This window comes from Cellulomonas sp. P4_H4, assembly GCF_056400865.1.
Window position 1 is genome coordinate 225,984 of sequence record NZ_JBFUKL010000001.1, and the last position, 19,699, is coordinate 245,682.

The window sequence follows — 19,699 nt, forward strand, 5'->3', positions numbered from 1 at the left end:
GGGCGCACTTGCCGATGATGCGACGAAACCCCGGCCGACGAGATCGGCCGGGGTCTCGTGCTCTGGAGCTATACGGCTCAGAGAGGCGTGATGTTCGACGCCTGCGGGCCCTTCGGGCCCTGCGTGACCTCGAACTGGACCTTCTGGTTCTCCTCGAGCGTGCGGTAGCCGCTCGTCGTAATGGCCGAGTAGTGCGCGAACACGTCGGGTCCGCCATCCTCGGGGGCAATGAAGCCGAAGCCCTTCTCGGCGTTGAACCACTTCACGGTGCCAACAGGCATGATGCTCTCTTCTCTCACGTGCGGTATGGACAACCCCGGCGAACCGGGACCGGTGGTAGCGGTGTTCGTCGTCCTGCTCCGAGGTGATCCTCGAGAACGTTCTGCCGGGTCTCCCGCGGCTTTCTGACAAGCGATTCACTGCGACTACAGGGACAACCGTACGGCAACATGGGCCTGACCGGAACGAGAGCACTGTCTCGATCATGAAACGGATCCCCTTCCGGGGTCCGGCACAGCCTGTGCGGTTCGCCCGCGCGAACCCCAGCCGCGAGGAGCCGACGATGGATGTGGACGACGACCGATGCCCGTGCGGGAGCGGTGACGCGTTCGTCGACTGCTGCGGCCGCTACCTGCTGGAAGGTCGCCGTGCGCCGACGGCGGAGGCTCTGATGCGGTCCCGCTACACAGCCTTCGCCACGCGTGACCGGGACTACCTGGTCGCGAGCTGGCACCCCAGCACGCGACCCGACGAGCTCGAGCTGGACGAGCAGATGATCTGGCGGCGGCTCGACATCGTCGCGACGGACGCAGGCGGCCCGTGGGACGAGTCCGGGACGGTCGAGTTCGTCGCCCACTACCGGGTCGACGACGGCACCGCGATCGGGCAGCGTGGCCGTCTGCACGAGACCAGCAGGTTCGTCCGGGAGGACGGCAGCTGGCTGTACGTCGACGGCGGGATCGACGCGCTGACGGCCTGAGCGAGCGGGCCGGGACCTCAGCGCGAGGCGTCGAGCAGCAGCGCCGCGACGTCCCGGGCCTCGACCGCGGCCGACAGGTTCCGGTCCATCCGCACCGCCTGGCTCGTGCCGTCGTAGAGCAGGTGCAGCTGGCGGGCAAGGAGCGCGGGATCGGCGACGCCCAGCGCGGAGGACAGCTCGGTGAGCAGGCCACGGACCCAGGACCGGTACTCCCTGGCGGCGTGGACGACGAGGCCGTCCGACGGGGCCTCGGCAGAGGCCAGCGCGAACGCGCACCCGCGATACCCGGGTTCCTTCACGATCTCGGAGAGCGCCTCGAACACGGCGAGGATCCGCGCGCGGGGCTCGTCGTACGCCGAGACGTGCCGCAGGATCTGGTCCACGAGCCGCACGCGCCGTCCGTCGAGGTAGGCCTCGACGAGGGCCTCCTTGGAGCCGAACGTGTTGTACAGGGACGCCTTGGCCACGCCCGCCTGCTCGATGACCCGGTCGATGCCGACGGTCTGCACCCCGACCCGGTAGAAGAGGTCGTCCGCCGCCTCCAGCAGCCGTTCCCGCGCGGTCGCGGTCGCCATGGTCATCACCTCTCCTCGGTCGGGCTCACGTAGACAGATCGGTGCAGCGTACGCCGCGGCACGAGCAGTCCGACGAGCGCGACCAGCGCCAGCGCGATGACGAAGAAGCCGTAGTCGCGGGCGGTCGTGAGCAGGTTGCCGGTGTGGACGACGACCACGCCCGCGAGGACCGCGGGCACGCCCAGGCCCAGGTACGACACGACGTAGAGCAGCGAGAGCACCCCGGCGCGCTCGTCGGGAAGCGCCTGCGGAAGGACGAGCCGGATGCCGCCCTGGAAGCCGGCTCCGAACCCGACACCAGCGACGGCAGTGCCGAGGAAGAACAGGACGGGCGAGAGCAGCTCCACGCCGACGACGACGCCGACGACCCCGGTGATCAGTGTCGCGATGCCGACGAGCATCACGGCGCGGGCCGGGACGTTGCGCAGGGCCAGGACGGTCAGTGCAGCGACGCCGGCCAGCACGAACAGCCCGAGCCCGGCGACCGCCGCCGAGTGCGAACCGACCAGCGTGCCGATCAGTGCGGGCCCGAGCGACCCGTAGAACCCGGCCAGCGCCCAGACTGCGAACATCACGGGCAGCGCCGTGGTCGCTGCGCGTCGCACGTGACGGGGGAGCGAGATCTGTGGCCGCAGGCTCTCCAGCGCGCCGGCTTCGCGCGGCGCGGTCTCCGGGATGCGCGCGACGGCCGCCGCCTGGAGGGCGAGCGCGCCGATGACCAGCACGAAGATCAGGTGCGTGGGCGCAGGCAGGGTCGCGACGACGAGCGAGGCCAGGATCGCGCCGAACGCGGTACCGAACCCCGGCGCCGCGGCGTTGGCGAGAGTGCCCTTCTCGCGGTTCAGGTCGAGCATCCACGCGCCTCCCGCGGCCACGGCGGCACCGGTCGAGACTCCGCCGACGACGCGGCCGACGAGGAGCGCCGGGACGCCGTCGGCGGTCGCGAGGATGACCAGGGCCAGCGCCTGGACGGCGATCGCCGCGAGCAGGACGGGCCGCCGGCCCACGTGGTCGGACAGCCTGCCGAGCGTGAGCAGTGCGAGCAGGACCGCGACGGCGTAGGCGCCGAACACGACGGTCGTGGTGATCGCCGAGAAGCCCCACTCGGCCTGGTAGATCGCGTACAGGGGGGTCGGGGCGCTCGACGCCGCGAGGAACGCGACGAACACCGACGACAGGATCGCGATGCCGGCGCCCGACGAGACTCCCCGGGCGGTCGATGTCGTGACGACGTTCGGGAGAGTCTGGGTCACGATGGCCTCGAATCGGTTAGGTAGACCGGTCTGTCTATCAACGAAGACCCAACCTAGACAGACCTGTCTATCTAGTCAAGTAGGCGACTTGCCGGCGAGGTCGTTGCGCCCGCCTGTCCGCGACGGACGCTCGCCGACGTGACAGTTGACCGGAGCGACGACGCGCAGGCCCTGGCCGACGCAGGACATGGCCGCCGCTCGTGAGGCGATCGTCAAGCTCTGGCCGTGGAGCCCGAGCTCCGGCCGCCGGTGCTGCCTACGCTGCCGACCGGCAGATGTTCGAGGAGACCGCGAGCCTGCTCGCGTTCGGCTGAGGAGCCTCAGACCCACGTACGGCGCACGGCCTCCACGATCTCGAGGTCGCCGTACGTGACCGGGCTCGTCGCGCGGTCCTTGCTCGTGTAGGGCGCTACCACCGACAGGGCCGGGCCGCCGTCGCGGTGCTCGATCGCCGCGCGGACGGCGTCGGCGCCGTTGTAGGTGATGTCGGCGACGAACGCGACCGCGCGGACGTCGTCACGGGCCGCGGCCTTGAGGTAGAGGCTGTCGAGGATGGTCTCCGGGGAGTCCATCGCGTCGTCGGCCGGCTTGAGTGGCGCGAGGTTGCCCGCGTCGTCGATCAGCAGGCCGTACGGGGCGAACCCCTTGTTCTTGGTGAGCAGCGCCTGGGCGCTCTTGAGCGCCGCGGTGACCAGGCCGTCGAGGTCCGCGAGGACGGCGTCGGGCGTGGTGTCTCTCCAGGAAGCCATGCGGGAAAGGGTATCGGCGCCGCGGCGCCGGAAGTCCGGGCCGCGGCGCCGTCGGACGGTCAGACGCCCTCGTCGACCCGGTAGATCTCGTCGGCCACCAGGCCGTGCGCCTCGCGGTGCACGTTCGCCGCCGACTCCGCGTCGGGGGCGTCGACGAGGCAGAAGATCTTGCCCTGCGTCTCGTCGACCCAGTACTTCAGGTAGCTCACGGAGTGGGCGCCCTGCGTCTGCAGGTCGGCTGCGTGGGCCTTCTCGACGTCAGCCATGCCGACGGGTCCGTCGATCGTGTGGACGTCCATGAACAGTGCCATCTTCATCGTGCTCCTCCGATAGGTCGTTGTGACACGATCAGCCTCGTGGGGAGCGTCGCCGCGGACCATGACCGCGTACCCGAAGCACCTGATCCGGACACCACGCTGTCGACCTCGTTGGAGCGGCTCCGGCTCGAAGGTGCCGTGTTCCTGCGGGCCGAGTACCGCGAACCCTGGACGTACGAGTCGATGACCGGGCCGGTCACCGCCAACCTCCTGCGGCCCGGCACCGACCGGGTCGTCCTGTTCCACGTCGTCGCCTCAGGGACCTGCTGGGTCTCGGTGGACGACGGTCCGAAGCACTGGGCCTCGGCCGGCGACGTGATCGTGCTGCCGTACGGCGACCAGCACCGGATGGGTGGGTTGGCCGACGCCGAGGTGGTGCCGATCGCCGCCTTCCTGCCCGCGCTGCCGTGGACGCAGATGCCGGTCCTGCGGCTGGGTGTCGAGGGGGCGCAGACGGACGTCGTCTGCGGCTACCTGCACAGCAGGGACCCGCTCTTCGAGCCATCCCTTCGCGCGCTGCCGCCGGTGTTCGTCGTGACGCCGCCGCCCGGTGCGGGGGCCGAGTGGGTGCGCGCGAACATCGAGTACGCCCTCACCCAGACCTCGACGTCCTCGCTCGGGGTACCGACGAAGCTGCCCGAGCTCCTTCTGGTCGAGGTGCTGCGGCTGCACCTGGCGTCGGCTCCCGCGGTGGACCGGGGCTGGGCGGCCGCGCTGCGCGACCCGGTGCTCGCCCCGGCACTGGCCGCGATGCACGCGACGCCCGAGCGCAAGTGGACCGTGACCGACCTCGCGGCCGTCTCCCTGGTGTCCCGGTCACTGCTCGACGCGCGGTTCCGTGAGGTGCTCGGGCGCTCGCCGATCCGGTACCTGACCCAGTGGCGCCTGCACGTGGCGCAGGACCTGCTCGCGACGACGGACCTGGGCGTGCTCGCCGTCGCGCACCAGGTGGGCTACGAGTCGGAGGAGGCGTTCAGCCGGGCGTTCAAGCGGGCCTTCGGCGTCGCACCGAGCGTGTGGCGGTCCACGTCGAGCGGGTGAGTGTGGGCGGTCCGCGGCAGGATGCGGGGATGCTGTTCGCCGAACTCGCTGCGACCTCCGTGTCGGTCGCCGCGACCCGTTCGCGGCTCGCCAAGCGTGCCCTGCTGGTGGAGCTGCTGCTCAAGACGCCTGCGTCCGACGTCGCCGTCGTCTCGCGGTACCTCGGGGGCGAGCTGAGGCAGCGGCGGACAGGGCTGGGGTGGCGGTCGCTGTCGTCGCTGCCGGAGCCGGCCCTGGAGCCCTCCCTGACCGTCCAGGACGTCGACAGCGCTTTCGACCGCATGGCCGCGCTGTCGGGCACAGGGTCCTCGACGGCGCGCGGTGCCCTGGTCAGTGCGCTGTTCTCGGCAGCCACCGAGCAGGAGCAGGGCATGCTGCGCGGCCTGGTGACGGGCGAGCTGCGGCAGGGGTCGCTGGACGCGCTGCTGCTCGACGCGGTCGCCGAGGCCGCCGGGGTGTCGCCTGACGCGGTGCGGCGCGCGGCCATGCTCGCCGGCGCGACCGAGCCCGTGGCGGTCGCCGCACTGACGTCTGACGAGCCGCTCGCCGCGCTCGCTGCCTTCGGGCTCGTGGTGGGCAGGCCGGTGCGGCCGATGCTCGCGCAGTCGGCGCCCGACGTCGCCTCAGCCTTCGAGGCGTTGGTGCCCCCGGTCGTCGTCGACACCAAGCTCGACGGCATCCGGATCCAGGTCCACAAGCGTGGCGACGAGGTCGGCGTGTACACGCGGTCGCTCGACGACATCACCGCACGCGTGCCCGAGATCGTCTCCGTCGTGCGCGCCCTGCCGGCCGAGTCCGTGGTGCTGGACGGGGAGGCCCTCGCGGTCGGACCGGACGGACGGCCGCGACCGTTCCAGGAGACCGCGTCCCGGTCCGCCTCTGCGCCGACCGACGTGGTGCTGACACCGTTCTTCTTCGACTGCCTGCACGTGGACGGCGCCGACCTGCTGGACGCGCCGTTGCTGGACCGACTGGCCGCCCTCGATGCCGTGGCCGGCCCGTGGGCGGTGCAGCGGCTGGTGACGACGTCGGTCGACGAGGCGTCGGAACGCTTCTTCTCCGTCGTCGCCGCAGGTCAGGAGGGCGTCGTCGTGAAGTCGTCGACCGCGCCGTACGAGGCCGGCCGACGCGGCGCCGGCTGGGTCAAGGTCAAGCCACGCCACACCCTCGACCTCGTCGTGCTGGCGGTCGAGTGGGGCAGCGGCCGCCGTCGCGGCTTCCTGTCCAACATCCACCTCGGCGCGCGGGACCCGGCGGGCGGGTTCGTCATGCTGGGCAAGACGTTCAAGGGCATGACTGACGAGATGCTCGCGTGGCAGACGGAACGGTTCCAGGAGCTGTCGACCGGCGACAACGGGTGGGTGGTGACCGTCCGCCCCGAGCAGGTGGTCGAGATCGCGTTCGACGGCCTGCAGCGGTCTTCGCGCTACCTCGGCGGAGTGGCCCTGCGGTTCGCGCGCGTCCTGCGCTACCGCGACGACAAGACCGCCGCCGAGGCCGACACGATCGAGACGGTCCGCGCTCTGGCGTGAGGACCTGCCCGCCGGCTGTCGAGGCCGCTGAGGCAAGCGCCCCGAGGCCCCAGGAGCAGCGCTCGAACCAAGACCCCGGGGGCGTGCATCGAGCGTCGCACAGCGTCCATTTCCGCCGGATTTCACCGGGGCTCCCGGACCGACGTGTTTGCCTGACGTTCACGTTCGGCCCGGCCGCTGGTCGAGTGCTCGCGCCCGACGGGGTGAGCGTTACCGTGCCAGGAGGCGCGCGGACTCCAGGAGGCACCGATGGCGGTTTCACCGAGCGGGCACGTGGTTCTGGCGAGCGCGGACAGCAGTGACTACGCGTCGTTGCGGCGTCGGCCAGTCAGCCGCGAGGAGCGGTACGCGACGGGTCGGGCCCTGCGAGATGCGGTTCCGCGATCGGTGCTCGGCGAGTGGGCGCTGGCCGACCGGGACCCGGTCGCGCAGGTCGAGGAGAGCCACCAGGGGCGGCTCGACTGGCTGGTGCCGATCCGCGTCGGGCGCATGGCTGCGTCGCCGTACGGGTTCCTGCGTGGGTCGGCGATCGTCATGGCCAACGACCTGGCGACGCTGCCCGCGACCGGCATCACGCCCGTGGTCTGCGGGGATGCGCACCTGGGGAACTTCGGGTTCTACGCCTCTCCGGAGCGGGACCTCGTCATCGACCTGAACGACTTCGACGAGGCGCACCCCGGCGCCTGGGAGTGGGACCTGCGGCGGCTCGTCGCGAGCATCTGGGTGGCCGGGCGGCAGAACGGCGCTCCCGAGCACGCGTGCGAGTCGGCGGTCGTCTCGTGCAGCGCGGCCTACCGCGACGAGATCCGACGCCTCGCCGACCGGCCGCTCCTGCAGCGCTCCTTCGAGCGGCTCGACGTCGACCGGATCCACGAGCGGGCGCCGCACGGCACGCTCGCCGCGGAGATCGACCGGGCCGTGAAGCGCGCACGCACCCGGACGAGCGACCGAGCACTGCCGAAGTTCACGTCGTCGGACGGCGGGCAGCGACGCATCGTCGAGCAGCCCCCGCTCCTCACGCGCCTCCCCGAAGCCGAAGCCGACGCGGTCGCCGAGGGGCTCGACGACTACCTGGCGACGCTCGCCCCGCACTGGCGCCGGGCGCTCGGCGGCTACACGCTCGTCGACGTCGCCCACAAGGTCGTCGGCGTCGGCTCGGTCGGCCTGCGGGCGTACATCGCACTGCTCGAAGGATCGAGTCCCGACGACGTCGTCTTCCTCCAGCTCAAGCAGGCCCGACGCTCCGTGCTGGCCCAGCACGTGCACGGCGACAGCGCCTGGCACGCTCACCAGGGCCAGCGGGTCGTCGAGTACCAGCAGGCGCTGCAGACGGTGAGCGACCCGCTGCTCGGCTGGACGACCGTCGGCGGCCTGCAGTTCTACGTGCGCCAGTTCCGGAACATGAAGGGCACGGTCGCCCTGGACGCGATCGATCCCGCCTCGCTCGCCGACTACGCGGCGATCGTCGGCCGGCTCCTGGCCAAGGGGCACGCGCGCACGAGCGGTGCGTCGATGATCTCGGGCTACGCGGGTCGCTCCGACAAGCTCGACGTCGCGATGGCCCGCTTCGCGCACGCGTACGCGGACCAGACGGAGGCCGACCACGCCGCGATGGTCCGGGCGGTCGCGTCGGGACGCCTCCCGATCGAGCGAGGGGTCTGAGGCGCCTACGCTCGGCGCGTGGCCCTCTCTGACGTGTTCCGACGACAGACGAGGTGGACCCTCGCCGACGCGGTCGAGCGGCACCGGCTCGCGCCGGACAGGTTTCGGATCCCCGACGACGAGGCGACCGGATCGCTGCAGGTGGGCGACCGGGTCAAGGTGATCGTCGAGCCGGACAAGGGCATCGCCGAGCGCATGTGGGTCGTCCTGACGGCGGTGTCCGACGCCGGGCTCGTCGGGACGTTCCACAGCGACGCGGTCGAGATGATCGGCCTGCACGCCGGGGACACGGTCGAGCTGGAGCGTCGCCACGTGGTCGCGATCGGCCGCCGGCCGACCGACTGACCCGCTCGAGAACGAAACTTGTGAACGCGTGCAGCGTGCTCGGCGTGCACGACTGTGTTCTCGTCGCGCAGCGGCCGGGCACAATGCGTCCGGGGTGCACGAGAGGAGCTGTCTTGTACGAGACCAGGACGGCCTTCGTCGTCGGGGCCGGACGGTCGAGGGCCCGGACGTGGTGCAGCCGATGAGCACAGCGGTCGTGGTCGGCGGCGGACCTGCGGGGCTCATCGCGGCCGAGGTGCTCGCGCGGGCCGGCGTCGCGGTGACCGTGTACGACCGCATGCCGTCGCCCGCACGCAAGTTCCTGCTGGCCGGGCACGGTGGCCTGAACATCACGCACTCCGAGGACCGAGTGCCGTTCCTGGCCCGCTACGGCGGCTCCGCGGACCGGCTCGCGCCGATGCTGCAGGTGTTCGGGCCGGGGGACCTGCGCGAGTGGTGTGCGAGCCTCGGCGAGCCGACGTTCGTCGGGTCCAGCGGCCGCGTGTTCCCGCAGTCGTTCCGGGCGACACCCCTGGTCCGCGCCTGGCTCACGCGGCTCGCGGAGCTCGGGGTCATGATCGAGCGCCGGAAGCGGTGGACCGGCTGGGTGGGCGGCGGGCTGAGCTTCGAGGGTGCCGACGATCCCGTCGTCGCCGATGCGACGGTCTTCGCGCTCGGTGGCGCGTCCTGGCCGCGGCTCGGGTCGGACGGCGGGTGGGTCGGGCGGTTCGAGGAGCGCGGGGTGGTCGTCGCGCCCCTGCGACCCGCGAACGTCGGCGTCCGGGTCGACTGGACGGACACCTTCATCGACCGGTTCCAGGGCAAGCCGCTCAAGCACGTTGCCCTGACGGCCCGCGGGCGGGTCGCCCGCGGCGACGCGACGCTCACGCGCACGGGCCTCGAAGGGGGTCCGGTCTACGCGATCGGCGCCGCGATCCGCGACCGTCTCGACGCCGACGGGCGGTGCGTCGTCGAGGTCGACCTGCGACCGGACCTGACCGTGTCGGAGGTCGCCGAGAGGCTGCGTCGCCGGCGGCCGAAGGACTCCGCGTCGAACTGGCTTCGTCGTTCGATCGCGCTCGACCCGGCGTCGATCGGGCTGCTGCGCGAGTCGGCCGGCGTCGCGCTGCCCACCGACGCCCCCGTGATGGCTGCGCTCGTCAAGGCCGTGCCGGTCGCGGTCACCTCGACGATGCCGATCGAGCGCGCGATCTCGTCGGCCGGTGGCATCGCGTGGTCCGAGGTCGACGAGTCCCTGATGCTGCGTCGGCTTCCCGGCACCTTCGTCGCGGGGGAGATGCTCGACTGGGAGGCTCCGACGGGCGGCTACCTGCTCCAGGCGTCGTTCAGCACCGGCGTCGCCGCGGCACGGGGTGTGCTGGCCAGGCTCTCGGCCGACTGAGGCGTTCGGTCAGCCGCAGTCGTCGCAGATGCCGGTGGCAGGCAGGACCATCGAGCACGTCGGGCAGATCGCCGGAGGAGCCTCGACGGTCCGGGCGGCGGGCGTTCGGGTCGCCGGGGTTCGCGCGGCGCGTGTGCGGGTCGCCTTCACGGGTGCGGGACGCGTCGCGACAGCCGGCTCGGTGACCTCGAAGCCGCGCCGCCGCAGGAGCACCATCGCGCTCGCCATGCCGCTGCTGAACTCGTCGGGCGTGGCCAGGCGCCCTGTCGCGAACCGGTGTGCGACCCCGAGGACCGCCTTCGCGTCATAGGTCCGGCCGTCCTGCACTATCGCGTACCCGGGCGTCGGCGCGAAGCCGTAGACGTCGAGGAACTGCTCGCCGCCCCTCTCGTCGTACTCGGCGATCGCTTGGAGGACGTGCTGCGTCGACACAGAGGAGAAGGTGGCCACGACCAGTCAGCGTACGTCGCTCGAGACCCGCCGGCGTCAGTGGAGAGTGGGCCGGTAGACGAGCTCCTGGCTGCGGCCGTCGAGCGTCCGGCTCTCCAGCAGCTCGAGGTCGAAGTCGGCGGCACCCTCGAAGATCGGCTCCACCCCGGTCTTCCCGCTGATCACGGGGAAGATCGTCACCTGCACGCGGTCGACGAGGCCGGCGGCCATGAGCGCCCAGTTCAGCCTCAGGCTGCCGACCGACCGCAACGGCACGTCGGACTCCTCCTTGAGCCGGGCGACGAGGTCGACGGTGTCGCCGCTCACGACGGTCACGTCCGGCCAGTCGAAGGGGCCCTCGAGCGTCGAGGACAGGACAGTCGTCGGGAGGTTCCGCATCCGGGTCCCCCAGTCCTCCTCGGTCGCCGAGGACGGCATGGCCGCGAACTCCCGGAAGGTGTTGGCTCCGAGCACCATCCGCTGCGCCTCGCCGTACAGGGAGAGGCGGTGCGCCAGAAGCTCGGGTCCCTGCTTGCCCCAGTAGCCGCCCCAGTCGCCGTCGGGACCGTACGAGCCGTAGCCGTCCAGGGTGGAGAAGATGTCGAAGGTGTAGGTCGTGGTCATGTCGCGCTCCTCGGTCGGTGCCCGGCGACCCCGTCGGCCGCCGGACAACTCTCCTACGAACGCCGAGCGCCCGATCCGACAGCCTCTACGAGCAGACGACCCCGACACACTGCGGGTCGTTGCCGTTGTTCTTCGCAGTGTTGCCGCCCAGGTCGATGGCGCCCGGGGCGTAGATGCCCCAGCCGGTGTTGTTCCGGGCGTTGTTGCCGCCGATGCTCACGAGCGGGTCCGCCGGATCGAGCAGCAGGCCGTCGCCGTTGAGACGGAAGGTGTTGTCCTGCACCAAGGCGTCGCTCACGAGCTCCTCCGGGATCGAGATCGTGACGTGGTTCGCGCGGAACGTGTTCGAGCTGACCGTCCCGCCGAACTGACCGACGACCACAGCGGTCGTGTTCCCGACGAACGTCGACCCGATGATCGTCGACACCGCGCCGGCGCCGTCCACCGCGACGTCGGAGCCGGTGAGACGACTGTTCGTGATGGTGAAGCCACTGATGACGCCGGCGCTGACCACGGCCCTCGGGTTGTCGATGAACGTCGAGTGCTCGAACGTCGCACTCGCCTCCGTGACGATGGCCGCCCGGGCGTTGCGCACGAACCGCGTGTCGGTGATCGTCGCCCCTGAACCGGTGTCCCCCCAGTAGCCGACCGAGTTGTCGGCGAAGGTCGTGCGGTCGATGCTCACCGAGCTCAGCTGGGCGGTGATGCCGGCGAAGGTGTTGTCGGTGAACTTCGAACGGGTGATCGTCACGTCCTTGGCCCCCAGGCCGACGCCGACGCCGTCGATCCCCGTGCGGTTGTCGCGGAACCACACCCGGTCGACCAGGAGCGGACCAGATCCTGGCCCGTCGAAGATCAACTCGGTGCTGACCGCGTTGTCCCAGCCGGTGAGCGTGCCGTTCTTGATCGACTCGGTGCCCGTGGAGATCACGACCAGCCCGGTGCCGCCGGCGGTGCCCTCCAGGGAGTGCCCGCGCAGGTCGAGGTCGACGCCCACGCCGAGGATCAGGCCGGGGCCGTCGCAGACGAGGTCGGCCCGCAGCACGGTGTCGACGGTGAGCGTCGAGCCGCAGGTGGGTTGGGGTGGTGCCGCGCTCGCGGGAGCTGCGACGAGGACGGCTGCGCTGGCGAGCGCCAAGCAGGACAGGATGGCCGGGACGCGCACGGGAACCTCCAGAGCGGGTTCGGATGAGGGGTCGGCAGACGCGCACGAACCTGGAGATCCCCCCGGACCTGACCAGACCGACGCAGCACCTGCTGCCCGAGTCGACGGTGCCGACCCGCTCGAGAGAGCGCGCCGTCACGGCCCCCCGCTCGAGCTGAGTCGACGGTTCCGACCCGCTCGAGAGAACGCGCCGTCGCGGCCCCCCGCTCGAGCTCTCGCGTCCACTATGCCCGGTTCTGTCCGGATGCGTGAGGATGAAAGTGCCCGCCGCTGACGGGCGCTCGGCCCGTCAGGTGCGGGGCGCGTACATGATGACGGCCACGCCGAGAAGGCAGATCGAGGCGCCGATGACGTCCCAGCGGTCGGGCGCGAACTTGTCGACGACGACCCCCCACGCCAGCGAGCCGGCGACGAAGATGCCGCCGTACGCGGCGAGGATGCGGCCGAAGTTGGCGTCCGGCTGCAGGGTGGCGACGAACCCGTAGGCGCCGAGGGCCACGACCCCGGCGCCGATCCAGAGCGCGCCGCGGTGCTCACGCACGCCTTGCCAGATGAGCCAGGCGCCGCCGATCTCCGCGAGCGCTGCCAGGGCGAACAAGGCGACGGAGCGGAGGAGCGTCATGGGCAACGAGTCTGCCGGACTCCGCTCAGCAGCTACCCACGCACTCGCAGGACGTCGCGTAGGCGGCCCGGCGGCGGACCCACCACACGACCGAGGCGACTCCGGCGAGTGCGAGGAGCGTGATCGCGACGAACGGGGTCCCCCTGGCGAAGGCTCCGACGGGTGCGAAGAGCCCGGCGCCAACGAACCGACGATACAGCGAACCCTGTACTGTCAACGGATGACGACCGTGACCCTGACCCACACCTCGGCGCTCGCCCGGTTGGGGCACGCACTGTCCGACGAGACCCGGACGCAGATCCTGCTGGCGCTGCGCGAGGCACCCGCGTGCCCGTCCGACCTGGCCGACGCCCTGGGCGTGTCACGGCAGGTCATGTCGAACCAGCTCGCGTGCCTGCGGGGCTGCGGGCTCGTCGAGGCGATCCCGGACGGGCGCCGCACCTGGTACCGGCTGACGGATCCGCACCTCGCACCCGCCCTGGGCGAGCTGCTGCGGCTCGTCGTCGCCGTCGACCCGTCCTGCTGCGACTCGAGCGGCTGCACCTGCGCATGACGCTCTCGATCGGGCCGCGCCCGCTTTCCTCCCGACGCCGTGCGGTGCTCGAGCAGCGGATCCGCTGGGTCGTCGCGGGCACGATCGCCTACAACGTCGTCGAAGCCGTCGTCGCGCTGGCCGCGGGTCGAGCGTCGTCGTCCAGTGCGCTGCTGGCATTCGGCCTGGACTCCGTGGTCGAGGTCCTGTCGGCAGCAGCGGTGGCGTGGCAGTTCGCCGCACCGGAGCCTCACCTCCGTGAGCGCCGCGCGCTCCGCCTGATCGCGGTGTCGTTCTTCGGGCTGACCCTCGTGGTCGCGGCCGACGCCCTCCGGACCTTGCTCGGCGCCGTCGAGCCCGAGCACTCGACGGTCGGCATCGCCCTCGCGGCGCTGAGCCTGGTCGTCATGCCGACGCTCTCGTGGTTCGAGCGGCGCACGGGGCGCGAGCTCGGGTCGGCCTCCGCGGTCGCGGACTCCCACCAGACGCTGCTCTGCACCTATCTGTCCGGCGTACTGCTGCTCGGGCTCGTCGCGAACAGCACCCTCGGCTGGAGCTGGGCCGACCCGCTGGCCGCTCTGGTCATCGCGGGGTGGGCCGCGAAGGAGGGGCTCGACGCCTGGCGAGGCGAAGCCTGCTGCGCACCAGCGTCCGCACTGATCGGCGACGACGACTGCGACGACGACTGCTGCGGGCCAGCAGGGCACGACGGCCCATGACCTGACGGGAGGCCCGGCGAGGTGGGTCAGACGGTGACGGGAGCGACTCCGAGCTCGTCGAGCAGCGACAGGATGCGTCCGCGGATCTCGTCGCGGATCGGGCGCACGGACTCGATGCCCTGACCGGCCGGGTCCTCCAGGACCCAGTCCTCGTACCGCGTGCCGGGGAAGTACGGGCATGCGTCGCCACAGCCCATGGTCACGACGACGTCGGACGCCTGCACGGCCCCGGTCGTCAGGACCTTGGGCTGCTCGGCGCGGATGTCGATGCCGACCTCGGTCATCGCCTCGACGGCGACCGGGTTGATCCTGTCGGCGGGCATCGAACCCGCCGAACGGACCTCGACGGCACCGCCGGACAGCGACCTGAGGAATCCTGCCGCCATCTGGGACCGGCCGGCGTTGTGGACGCAGACGAACAGGACGCTGGGCTTGGCGGTGGTGCTCATGGTTCTCCTCGGGCGGTGCGGGATCGGGTATGTGGAACGCGGCCTTCGACACGCTCAGTCATGTGCGACACGGGGTGCCAGGTCCTGGACCCGGCGGGCGATCTCGTCGAAGGCCGCGTCGAACGCGGCGTCGTCGCCCGCGCGGACCGGATCCGGGACGGACCAGTGCAGGTCGGAACGAGTGCCCCGCTCCTCGTGGGCGTTGTCGCACACGGTCACGACGAGGTCCCCGTCCCGGCGGACGTCGTCGAGCAGCCGCGGGGTGGCGTCCGCGAGAGACAGGTCGTGCCGGGCTGCGACCGCGACCGCACCAGGGGCCACCGACGGGGCGGGATGTGTCCCGGCGGAGGCGGCACCGACGCGGCTCGTGCGGCGCCACAGCGCCACCGCGAGGTGGGACCGGGCCGAGTTGGCGGTGCACACGAACAGCACGCGGTCGGGTCGCGGCATCGTCCAGCCCGCAGGCACGACGACGGCGTCGGGTGCCAGGTGCACGTAGGTGCGACGGCGGTCGCCCTCGGACCGCCGGCGGCTGACCAGGCCGTGCTCGAGCAGCACGCCCACGTGGTGCGCGACCAGGTTCGACGGCATACCCAGCTCTGCCGACAGCTCCGACGGGGACCGGTCGCCCAGCGCGAGCAGCTCGACGACCGCGAGCCGGCCGGGGTCGGCCAGGACGGCGTGCAACGCGGCGCGCCGTTCGATCTCCGCATGCCACTCAGTGTTCATTGACTCAATAGTCGCTGAGTGATCCTGCCAGGTCAAGGCGCCGCGAGGTGTTCGCCTCCCGGGTCGGGGGTCAGTCGCGATGATGGACAATCGCACGGGTGACCACAGGGACCATTCCGCCGGACGCCCGGTCGACGAGACGCCGCACGGCGCGCTCGGCACCGCGATCCCGGTCATCCCTGTGGATGGCCCTAGTGATCGGGCCGCTGGTGCTTGCCGCCGTCGCGGGCATGGCGCTGACCTGGCCACACGGGACACCGCAGTCGGCCCAGGCCGCCGGGCTCGGTGACGACGGCGTCACCTACGTCGCCGCCACGGTCACCGGGACGCGCGAGGAGCAATGCGACGCGACGATCGAGGACCGCCTCCCCGACGGCACGGTGCCCGACACCGTCGCCTGCCTCCAGGTGCTAGCCACGGTCACGTCCGGGCCGCAAGAAGGCGCCGACATCGAGATCTGGGCGACCGCGACGACGACACCCGCGGACGTCCCAGCCGGCACGCGCATCATCGTCGAGCACTACCCCGCCGCCGAGGGCTCGCCCGAGACGTGGGCATGGTCGGACTACGCGCGAACAGTTCCTCTGGCCACGTTCGCGCTGGCGTTCGTCCTGCTCGTCGCGCTGATCGCCCGATGGCGCGGACTGCTGGCGATCCTCGGACTGGTGATCGCCTTCGTGGTGATCTGGCTGTACATCCTGCCGGGGCTGATCGCCGGTGAGGACGCGATGGTCCTGGCACTGTGCGGGTCGGCGGTCATCATGACCGTCGTCCTCTACCTCGCGCACGGCTTCTCGCTGCGCACCAGCACGGCGCTGCTGGGCACCCTGACCGGTTTGCTGCTGATCGGCGCGCTCGGGGCGCTGGGGGCGCACGCCGCTCACCTATCGGGTGTCGCCTCCGAGGACGACTTCCGGCTCGCGTCCCTGCTCGGCGACAACGGTGCGGCCGCGCTGCGCGGCGTGTTCCTATGCGGGGTCGTCCTGGCCGGACTCGGCGTGCTGAACGACGTGACGGTCACGCAGGCGTCCGCGGTGTGGGAACTTCGCCGCGCCGACCCGACCGTCTCGTGGCGCGGGCTGTTCGACGGCGGCATGCGCATCGGCCGCGACCACATCGCCTCCACCATCTACACGATCGCTTTCGCGTACGCGGGAGCCTCCCTGCCGGTGCTGCTCCTCCTGCAGATCTACGCACTGCCACTGGGTCAGACCTTGACCGGCAGCCAGTTCGCGCCAGAGATCGTTCGCACTCTCGCGGGGTCGATCGGCCTCGTGCTGGCGATCCCCTTCACCACAGCGATCGCAGCCCTGGTGGCACGGTCCAGACCAGCCGAGTCCCTGACGCCGTCAGGCCACAGCCACCGGCACTGACCCGTCGACCTCGTCGGAGGCGACGTCGGCCGCGCCCCCCGAGCGCGCGACCCACGCCGCGACAGCCGTGGTGAACGGGATCGCCAGCACCAGCCCGATGGAACCGACCAGAGTGCGTGCCACCTCCTCGGCCAGCTCACCGCTGCTGAGCGCCGAGAGCAGCGCTTGGTCGGACATGCTCACCAGCAGCACCAGCGGCAAGGTGGCGCCGACGTAGGCGAACACGATCGTGTAGACCGTCGAGCGATGTGATCCCGGCCGATCCGCATCCCCCGACTGAACAGGTCCCTCCAGGAAGAGTTGGGTGTTCCAGCGTGCAGCTCCCACACCGCCGAGCCTGGGTGATGGTGACGTCGTTGAGGACGCCGAGGCCGGCGATGACCATCCCACACATCAGGATCGAGCTCATCCGGGCCTGCGGCGCGAGATCAGGTCCAGCGCGTACTCCCCGGACAGACCGGTCAGGTGCGCGGCCCCCTGGCCCACGCCGCGATCAGCCCGGTCGCGACGAGCCCGAGCAGGGTGCCGACGAGCGCCGTCGACGTGCGCAAGGTGAACCCGTGCGCCAGGTACAGCACGACGAACATGATGGCCGACGCCGTCACCAGCGCGACCGCCAGCGGCGGCTCTCCCTCCAGCAGGGCGGGCAGCATGAACACCCCGATCACGCCGAGCGAGATACCCAGGCCTAGCAGCGCGGCAAACCCACGCCACCGGGCGACCGCGACAACCAAGACGGCGAAGCCGATAGCCAGGAGTGCCAGAGGCCGACCGCGGACGAAGTCCGTGAACACGAGGCCGGAGTTTCCGGTGTCCGCAGCAATGATCTTGTCGCCCGGATGCACCTCGGGCAGGTACTCGGGCGGGACCTGAGCCCCTCAGAGCTTCCAGTACCTCACCAAGGAGCAGGCCGGCTCGGTGCTCGGGCTGATGGACCCCGTCGCCGTCTGACCGTCCTCGCACAGACCGTCCTCGCACGAACTGCTACCAAAACTGCTACCGGCGCTGCTCGAGGCAACGACTGTGGCGGCAAGACGAAGGGCCCGTCACCCACATCGCTGCAGGTGGCGGGCCCTTCGACCGGCGGAGGATGGGGGATTCGAACCCCCGAGGGCTTTCACCCAACACGCTTTCCAAGCGTGCGCCATAGGCCACTAGGCGAATCCTCCCGGCCGACAGAGGATACCCGAACGCGGGCCCCCGGCCGAACTGCGGCCTCAGACGTCCCAGGTGTACCAGAGCAGGTGCGTGCGCTCGTGGTCGATGTACAGGTCGATGGTCAGCGGGGCGGTGGAGCCGTCGGGTCGGATGCCCGTGCCGGAGCAGCTCATGACGAACTCCTCCACGCCGGGTGGGGGGATCCTCAGGATGTCTCGGCCGTCCCGGGCGACGGTGGCGCTCGTGACAGCCTGGAGCGGGTCGAGGTCCTTCTCCGTGCGGGCGATCTCGACGGCTTCACCGGCCACGTCGTCGCACGTCATCGACACGAGTGGTGCGAGGGCCACGCGTTGGCGCTGCTGGTGGTAGCCGGGCACGGCGGCAGCGACGAGAAGGCCGAGGGCCACGATGCCCGCAGCGATCCCGCCGGGGAGCAGGACCCTCGTGCGAGGGCGCCGGGACACGTCGTTCGGCGGGTCAGCGGGCGCCGGCCCGTGATGCTCCGTCCAGACGCGCACCTGTGAGGAGTCCGCGGGGTCGGGAAGCCAGCCGGTCGTCGCGTCGTTCACGGCTCGTTCCCTTCCCATCGGTCGATGCCTGGTACATCGGCATCCGAGCGACGGGCCTCAAGCGTGAGGGCTACTCGTCCCAGCCGTACGCGACGAGCTGCTGCGAGTTCGAGTCGACGAAGAGGTTGGCCGTGACCGCGGCGGTGGTGCCGTCCGACCTGGTGCCGGTTCCGGCGCAGCTGAGCACGAACGCGGGCTCTTCCCCGGCGGCCGGCACGCGGACCGCAGCGCGGTTGTCCTGGAGCAGTGCCACGTCGGTCATCGAGATCAGCGGTTCGGTGCCCTGCGCCTGGCCGGCTGACGAGACCTGCACCGCGTAGGTGGCGACCTGCTCGCACGTCACCGCGTCCAGTCCGAGCTCCGCAACGGCTGCCTTGGCACGCTGGTCGAGGAAGACGGGGAGGGCGATCGCCGCGAGGATGCTGACGCCGATCAGTGCGGCCGCGACGGCGCAGACGACGATGAGCACGACCTTGGTGTTGCTCTTCTTCTTCGTCTCGACCGGGGCTCCCCACTGCTGCGGCCCGTTGGCCTGCCAGCCGGGGACGGGCCCCTGCGAGGGGTAGCCCATCGGGGCTCCCTGCGGGTATCCGGTAGGTGCGGCCGGGTACCCGGCCGGTGCCTGCGGGTATCCGGCCGGGGGAGCCTGCGGGTAGCCGGCCTGCGGGTAGCCGGCGGGCTGCTGGCCGAACGCGGACGGCTGGGCTTGCGGCACGTAGGGCGGCAGCTCGGGCTGCTGCGAAGCCGACGGAGCGTACTCGGCGCCGTACTGCGGAGCCGCCGCGGCCGGCCGGTAGGCGTCGCCGTACTGCGCGGCGGGGGCTGCGTAGGGAGCTTCGGCGGGCTGGGCTGCGGGGCGGTACTCGTCGCCGTACTGCGGGGCGGGGGCTGCGTGGGGGGCCTCGGCGGGCCGGGTCGCGGGGCGGTACTCGTCGCCGTACTGCGCGGCCGGGGCTGCGTAGGGGGCTTCGGCGGGCTGGGCTGCGGGGCGGTACTCGTCGCCGTACTGCGCGGCGGGGGCTGCGTAGGGAGCCCCGGCGGGCTGGGTTCCCGGGCGGAAATCGTCGCCGTACTGCGACGGCTGCTGCTCGACCGCGGGCTCGGGCTCGACCGGCGCGGACAACGCCGGCTCGGGTTCCTCGTCGACCCGCTCGTCCACGTACTCGTCCGGGTCGTCCGGCTCGAGCAGCGGGACGACCATCGCGGCGGGTGCGTGCGACGTCGGCACCTCCACGGCGCGCTCGCTCACCGTGGCCGCCGAGGTCCGCGGACGCGCGGTCGCGACGGGCGCCTCAGGTACCCGAGCAACGGCCGGTGCGGGCGGGGGCGGCGGAGCCGATCCGGGCTCTGGCGCGGGAAGGGTGTTCGCCGTCCATGTCTGGCCGTCGAACCATCGCACGCGTGCCTGGTCCGCGGGATCGCGGTACCAACCCTGGGGAGTCGTGTTCATCGTGAAAGGGACATCGGCACCCCGATGCGGCTGCTGAAGGGTGGGA

Annotated in this window: 23 protein-coding genes, 1 tRNA gene and 1 pseudogene; 9 read left to right on the forward strand and 16 right to left on the reverse strand. The window is 71.5% G+C overall.

Features of this window, described 5'->3' with window-relative positions; genetic code table 11:
- Positions 1-77: 77 nt before the first annotated feature.
- Positions 78-281, reverse strand: coding sequence for a cold-shock protein (locus tag AC1DPN_RS01125; RefSeq protein ID WP_028049733.1), 204 nt, complete (start codon positions 279-281; stop codon positions 78-80).
- Positions 282-562: 281 nt separating this feature from the next.
- Between AC1DPN_RS01125 and AC1DPN_RS01130 the strand changes: the two genes are divergently transcribed.
- Positions 563-979 carry a YchJ family protein gene (locus AC1DPN_RS01130; protein ID WP_477082885.1) on the forward strand — a complete coding sequence of 139 codons (417 nt, stop codon included), beginning with the start codon at positions 563-565 and terminating at the stop codon, positions 977-979.
- A 17-nt stretch (positions 980-996) separates the two neighbouring features.
- On the opposite strand, the gene AC1DPN_RS01135 is transcribed toward AC1DPN_RS01130, so the two are convergent.
- The 4 genes from AC1DPN_RS01135 to AC1DPN_RS01150 form a co-directional block, all read right to left on the reverse strand.
- Positions 997-1,560 (reverse strand): TetR/AcrR family transcriptional regulator, encoded by a 564-nt coding sequence (locus AC1DPN_RS01135; protein WP_477082886.1) that lies wholly within the window; start codon positions 1,558-1,560, stop codon positions 997-999.
- Positions 1,560-2,807 carry an MFS transporter gene (locus tag AC1DPN_RS01140; protein WP_477082887.1) on the reverse strand — a complete coding sequence of 416 codons (1,248 nt, stop codon included), beginning with the start codon at positions 2,805-2,807 and terminating at the stop codon, positions 1,560-1,562. The genes AC1DPN_RS01135 and AC1DPN_RS01140 overlap by 1 nt, the downstream gene beginning before the upstream one ends.
- A 320-nt stretch (positions 2,808-3,127) precedes the next feature.
- The gene (locus AC1DPN_RS01145; RefSeq protein WP_477082888.1) at positions 3,128-3,556 is read right to left on the reverse strand and encodes a hypothetical protein; all 429 of its coding nucleotides are present in this window, start codon (positions 3,554-3,556) and stop codon (positions 3,128-3,130) included.
- 59 nt (positions 3,557-3,615) lie between these two features.
- The gene (locus AC1DPN_RS01150; protein WP_477082889.1) at positions 3,616-3,873 is read right to left on the reverse strand and encodes a DUF4242 domain-containing protein; all 258 of its coding nucleotides are present in this window, start codon (positions 3,871-3,873) and stop codon (positions 3,616-3,618) included.
- 39 nt (positions 3,874-3,912) lie between these two features.
- Between AC1DPN_RS01150 and AC1DPN_RS01155 the strand changes: the two genes are divergently transcribed.
- The 5 genes from AC1DPN_RS01155 (at position 3,913) to AC1DPN_RS01175 (ending at position 9,834) form a co-directional block, all read left to right on the forward strand.
- The gene (locus AC1DPN_RS01155) at positions 3,913-4,914 is read left to right on the forward strand and encodes an AraC family transcriptional regulator (protein ID WP_477082890.1); all 1,002 of its coding nucleotides are present in this window, start codon (positions 3,913-3,915) and stop codon (positions 4,912-4,914) included.
- A gap of 29 nt (positions 4,915-4,943) precedes the next feature.
- A complete protein-coding gene (locus AC1DPN_RS01160) occupies positions 4,944-6,446 on the forward strand; it encodes an ATP-dependent DNA ligase (protein WP_477082891.1) in 1,503 nt (500 codons plus the stop codon).
- 249 nt (positions 6,447-6,695) lie between these two features.
- A complete protein-coding gene (locus AC1DPN_RS01165; RefSeq protein ID WP_477082892.1) occupies positions 6,696-8,108 on the forward strand; it encodes a DUF2252 domain-containing protein in 1,413 nt (470 codons plus the stop codon).
- Positions 8,109-8,126: 18 nt separating this feature from the next.
- Entirely contained in the window at positions 8,127-8,453 is a 327-nt protein-coding gene (locus AC1DPN_RS01170) for a hypothetical protein (RefSeq protein ID WP_477082893.1), read from the forward strand.
- Between the two features lie 181 nt (positions 8,454-8,634).
- On the forward strand, positions 8,635-9,834 hold the full coding sequence (locus tag AC1DPN_RS01175) for a BaiN/RdsA family NAD(P)/FAD-dependent oxidoreductase (RefSeq protein WP_477082894.1): 1,200 nt from the start codon (positions 8,635-8,637) through the stop codon (positions 9,832-9,834).
- Between the two features lie 9 nt (positions 9,835-9,843).
- Here the strand turns inward: AC1DPN_RS01175 and AC1DPN_RS01180 are convergent, their stop codons facing one another.
- The 4 genes from AC1DPN_RS01180 to AC1DPN_RS01195 all read right to left on the reverse strand — a co-directional run bounded on the left by AC1DPN_RS01180 (position 9,844) and on the right by AC1DPN_RS01195 (position 12,674).
- Positions 9,844-10,284, reverse strand: a complete 441-nt coding sequence (locus tag AC1DPN_RS01180) for a ScoMcrA-related endonuclease (RefSeq protein ID WP_477082895.1) — start codon at positions 10,282-10,284, stop codon at positions 9,844-9,846.
- Positions 10,285-10,320: 36 nt separating this feature from the next.
- Entirely contained in the window at positions 10,321-10,887 is a 567-nt protein-coding gene (locus AC1DPN_RS01185; protein ID WP_477082896.1) for a dihydrofolate reductase family protein, read from the reverse strand.
- An 85-nt stretch (positions 10,888-10,972) separates the two neighbouring features.
- A complete protein-coding gene (locus AC1DPN_RS01190; protein WP_477082897.1) occupies positions 10,973-12,052 on the reverse strand; it encodes a right-handed parallel beta-helix repeat-containing protein in 1,080 nt (359 codons plus the stop codon).
- Between the two features lie 289 nt (positions 12,053-12,341).
- Entirely contained in the window at positions 12,342-12,674 is a 333-nt protein-coding gene (locus AC1DPN_RS01195; protein WP_477082898.1) for a YnfA family protein, read from the reverse strand.
- Between the two features lie 220 nt (positions 12,675-12,894).
- Here AC1DPN_RS01195 and AC1DPN_RS01200 point away from each other — a divergent pair, with 220 nt between their 5' ends.
- Complete coding sequence (locus AC1DPN_RS01200) at positions 12,895-13,227, forward strand: ArsR/SmtB family transcription factor (protein WP_477082899.1); 333 nt, start codon at positions 12,895-12,897, stop codon at positions 13,225-13,227.
- Complete coding sequence (locus tag AC1DPN_RS01205; RefSeq protein ID WP_477082900.1) at positions 13,224-13,925, forward strand: cation efflux transmembrane domain-containing protein; 702 nt, start codon at positions 13,224-13,226, stop codon at positions 13,923-13,925. Before AC1DPN_RS01200 ends, AC1DPN_RS01205 begins: the two co-directional genes overlap by 4 nt.
- 26 nt (positions 13,926-13,951) lie before the next feature.
- Here the strand turns inward: AC1DPN_RS01205 and AC1DPN_RS01210 are convergent, their stop codons facing one another.
- Entirely contained in the window at positions 13,952-14,374 is a 423-nt protein-coding gene (locus AC1DPN_RS01210; RefSeq protein WP_477082901.1) for an arsenate reductase ArsC, read from the reverse strand.
- Positions 14,375-14,428: 54 nt separating this feature from the next.
- A complete protein-coding gene (locus AC1DPN_RS01215) occupies positions 14,429-15,103 on the reverse strand; it encodes an arsenate reductase/protein-tyrosine-phosphatase family protein (RefSeq protein ID WP_477082902.1) in 675 nt (224 codons plus the stop codon).
- Positions 15,104-15,288: 185 nt separating this feature from the next.
- Between AC1DPN_RS01215 and AC1DPN_RS01220 the strand changes: the two genes are divergently transcribed.
- The gene (locus tag AC1DPN_RS01220) at positions 15,289-16,476 is read left to right on the forward strand and encodes a YibE/F family protein (RefSeq protein ID WP_477082903.1); all 1,188 of its coding nucleotides are present in this window, start codon (positions 15,289-15,291) and stop codon (positions 16,474-16,476) included.
- Here AC1DPN_RS01220 and AC1DPN_RS01225 read toward each other — a convergent pair.
- The 5 genes and pseudogenes from AC1DPN_RS01225 to AC1DPN_RS01245 form a co-directional block, all read right to left on the reverse strand.
- A pseudogene (locus AC1DPN_RS01225) lies at positions 16,453-16,868 on the reverse strand (YibE/F family protein). The gene AC1DPN_RS01220 and the pseudogene AC1DPN_RS01225 overlap by 24 nt on opposite strands.
- 69 nt (positions 16,869-16,937) lie before the next feature.
- Positions 16,938-17,321 (reverse strand): YibE/F family protein, encoded by a 384-nt coding sequence (locus tag AC1DPN_RS01230; protein WP_477082904.1) that lies wholly within the window; start codon positions 17,319-17,321, stop codon positions 16,938-16,940.
- 239 nt (positions 17,322-17,560) lie between these two features.
- Positions 17,561-17,645: transfer RNA gene (locus tag AC1DPN_RS01235), tRNA-Ser, on the reverse strand.
- A gap of 48 nt (positions 17,646-17,693) precedes the next feature.
- Positions 17,694-18,203 carry a hypothetical protein gene (locus tag AC1DPN_RS01240; protein WP_477082905.1) on the reverse strand — a complete coding sequence of 170 codons (510 nt, stop codon included), beginning with the start codon at positions 18,201-18,203 and terminating at the stop codon, positions 17,694-17,696.
- Positions 18,204-18,273: 70 nt separating this feature from the next.
- Positions 18,274-19,653, reverse strand: coding sequence for a DUF2510 domain-containing protein (locus tag AC1DPN_RS01245; protein WP_477082906.1), 1,380 nt, complete (start codon positions 19,651-19,653; stop codon positions 18,274-18,276).
- Between the last annotated feature and the right edge of the window lie 46 nt (positions 19,654-19,699).

What these genes read in the sequence shown, in the direction of transcription:
- AC1DPN_RS01125 (WP_028049733.1), bottom strand. Translation starts at nt 281, where the DNA reads ATGCCTGTTGGCACCGTGAAGTGGTTCAACGCCGAGAAGGGCTTCGGC.
- AC1DPN_RS01130 (WP_477082885.1), top strand. Translation starts at nt 563, where the DNA reads ATGGATGTGGACGACGACCGATGCCCGTGCGGGAGCGGTGACGCGTTC.
- AC1DPN_RS01135 (WP_477082886.1), bottom strand. Translation starts at nt 1,560, where the DNA reads ATGACCATGGCGACCGCGACCGCGCGGGAACGGCTGCTGGAGGCGGCG.
- AC1DPN_RS01145 (WP_477082888.1), bottom strand. Translation starts at nt 3,556, where the DNA reads ATGGCTTCCTGGAGAGACACCACGCCCGACGCCGTCCTCGCGGACCTC.
- AC1DPN_RS01150 (WP_477082889.1), bottom strand. Translation starts at nt 3,873, where the DNA reads ATGAAGATGGCACTGTTCATGGACGTCCACACGATCGACGGACCCGTC.
- AC1DPN_RS01160 (WP_477082891.1), top strand. Translation starts at nt 4,944, where the DNA reads ATGCTGTTCGCCGAACTCGCTGCGACCTCCGTGTCGGTCGCCGCGACC.
- AC1DPN_RS01165 (WP_477082892.1), top strand. Translation starts at nt 6,696, where the DNA reads ATGGCGGTTTCACCGAGCGGGCACGTGGTTCTGGCGAGCGCGGACAGC.
- AC1DPN_RS01175 (WP_477082894.1), top strand. Translation starts at nt 8,635, where the DNA reads ATGAGCACAGCGGTCGTGGTCGGCGGCGGACCTGCGGGGCTCATCGCG.
- AC1DPN_RS01185 (WP_477082896.1), bottom strand. Translation starts at nt 10,887, where the DNA reads ATGACCACGACCTACACCTTCGACATCTTCTCCACCCTGGACGGCTAC.
- AC1DPN_RS01195 (WP_477082898.1), bottom strand. Translation starts at nt 12,674, where the DNA reads ATGACGCTCCTCCGCTCCGTCGCCTTGTTCGCCCTGGCAGCGCTCGCG.
- AC1DPN_RS01200 (WP_477082899.1), top strand. Translation starts at nt 12,895, where the DNA reads ATGACGACCGTGACCCTGACCCACACCTCGGCGCTCGCCCGGTTGGGG.
- AC1DPN_RS01205 (WP_477082900.1), top strand. Translation starts at nt 13,224, where the DNA reads ATGACGCTCTCGATCGGGCCGCGCCCGCTTTCCTCCCGACGCCGTGCG.
- AC1DPN_RS01210 (WP_477082901.1), bottom strand. Translation starts at nt 14,374, where the DNA reads ATGAGCACCACCGCCAAGCCCAGCGTCCTGTTCGTCTGCGTCCACAAC.
- AC1DPN_RS01215 (WP_477082902.1), bottom strand. Translation starts at nt 15,103, where the DNA reads ATGAACACTGAGTGGCATGCGGAGATCGAACGGCGCGCCGCGTTGCAC.
- AC1DPN_RS01220 (WP_477082903.1), top strand. Translation starts at nt 15,289, where the DNA reads ATGGCCCTAGTGATCGGGCCGCTGGTGCTTGCCGCCGTCGCGGGCATG.
- AC1DPN_RS01245 (WP_477082906.1), bottom strand. Translation starts at nt 19,653, where the DNA reads ATGAACACGACTCCCCAGGGTTGGTACCGCGATCCCGCGGACCAGGCA.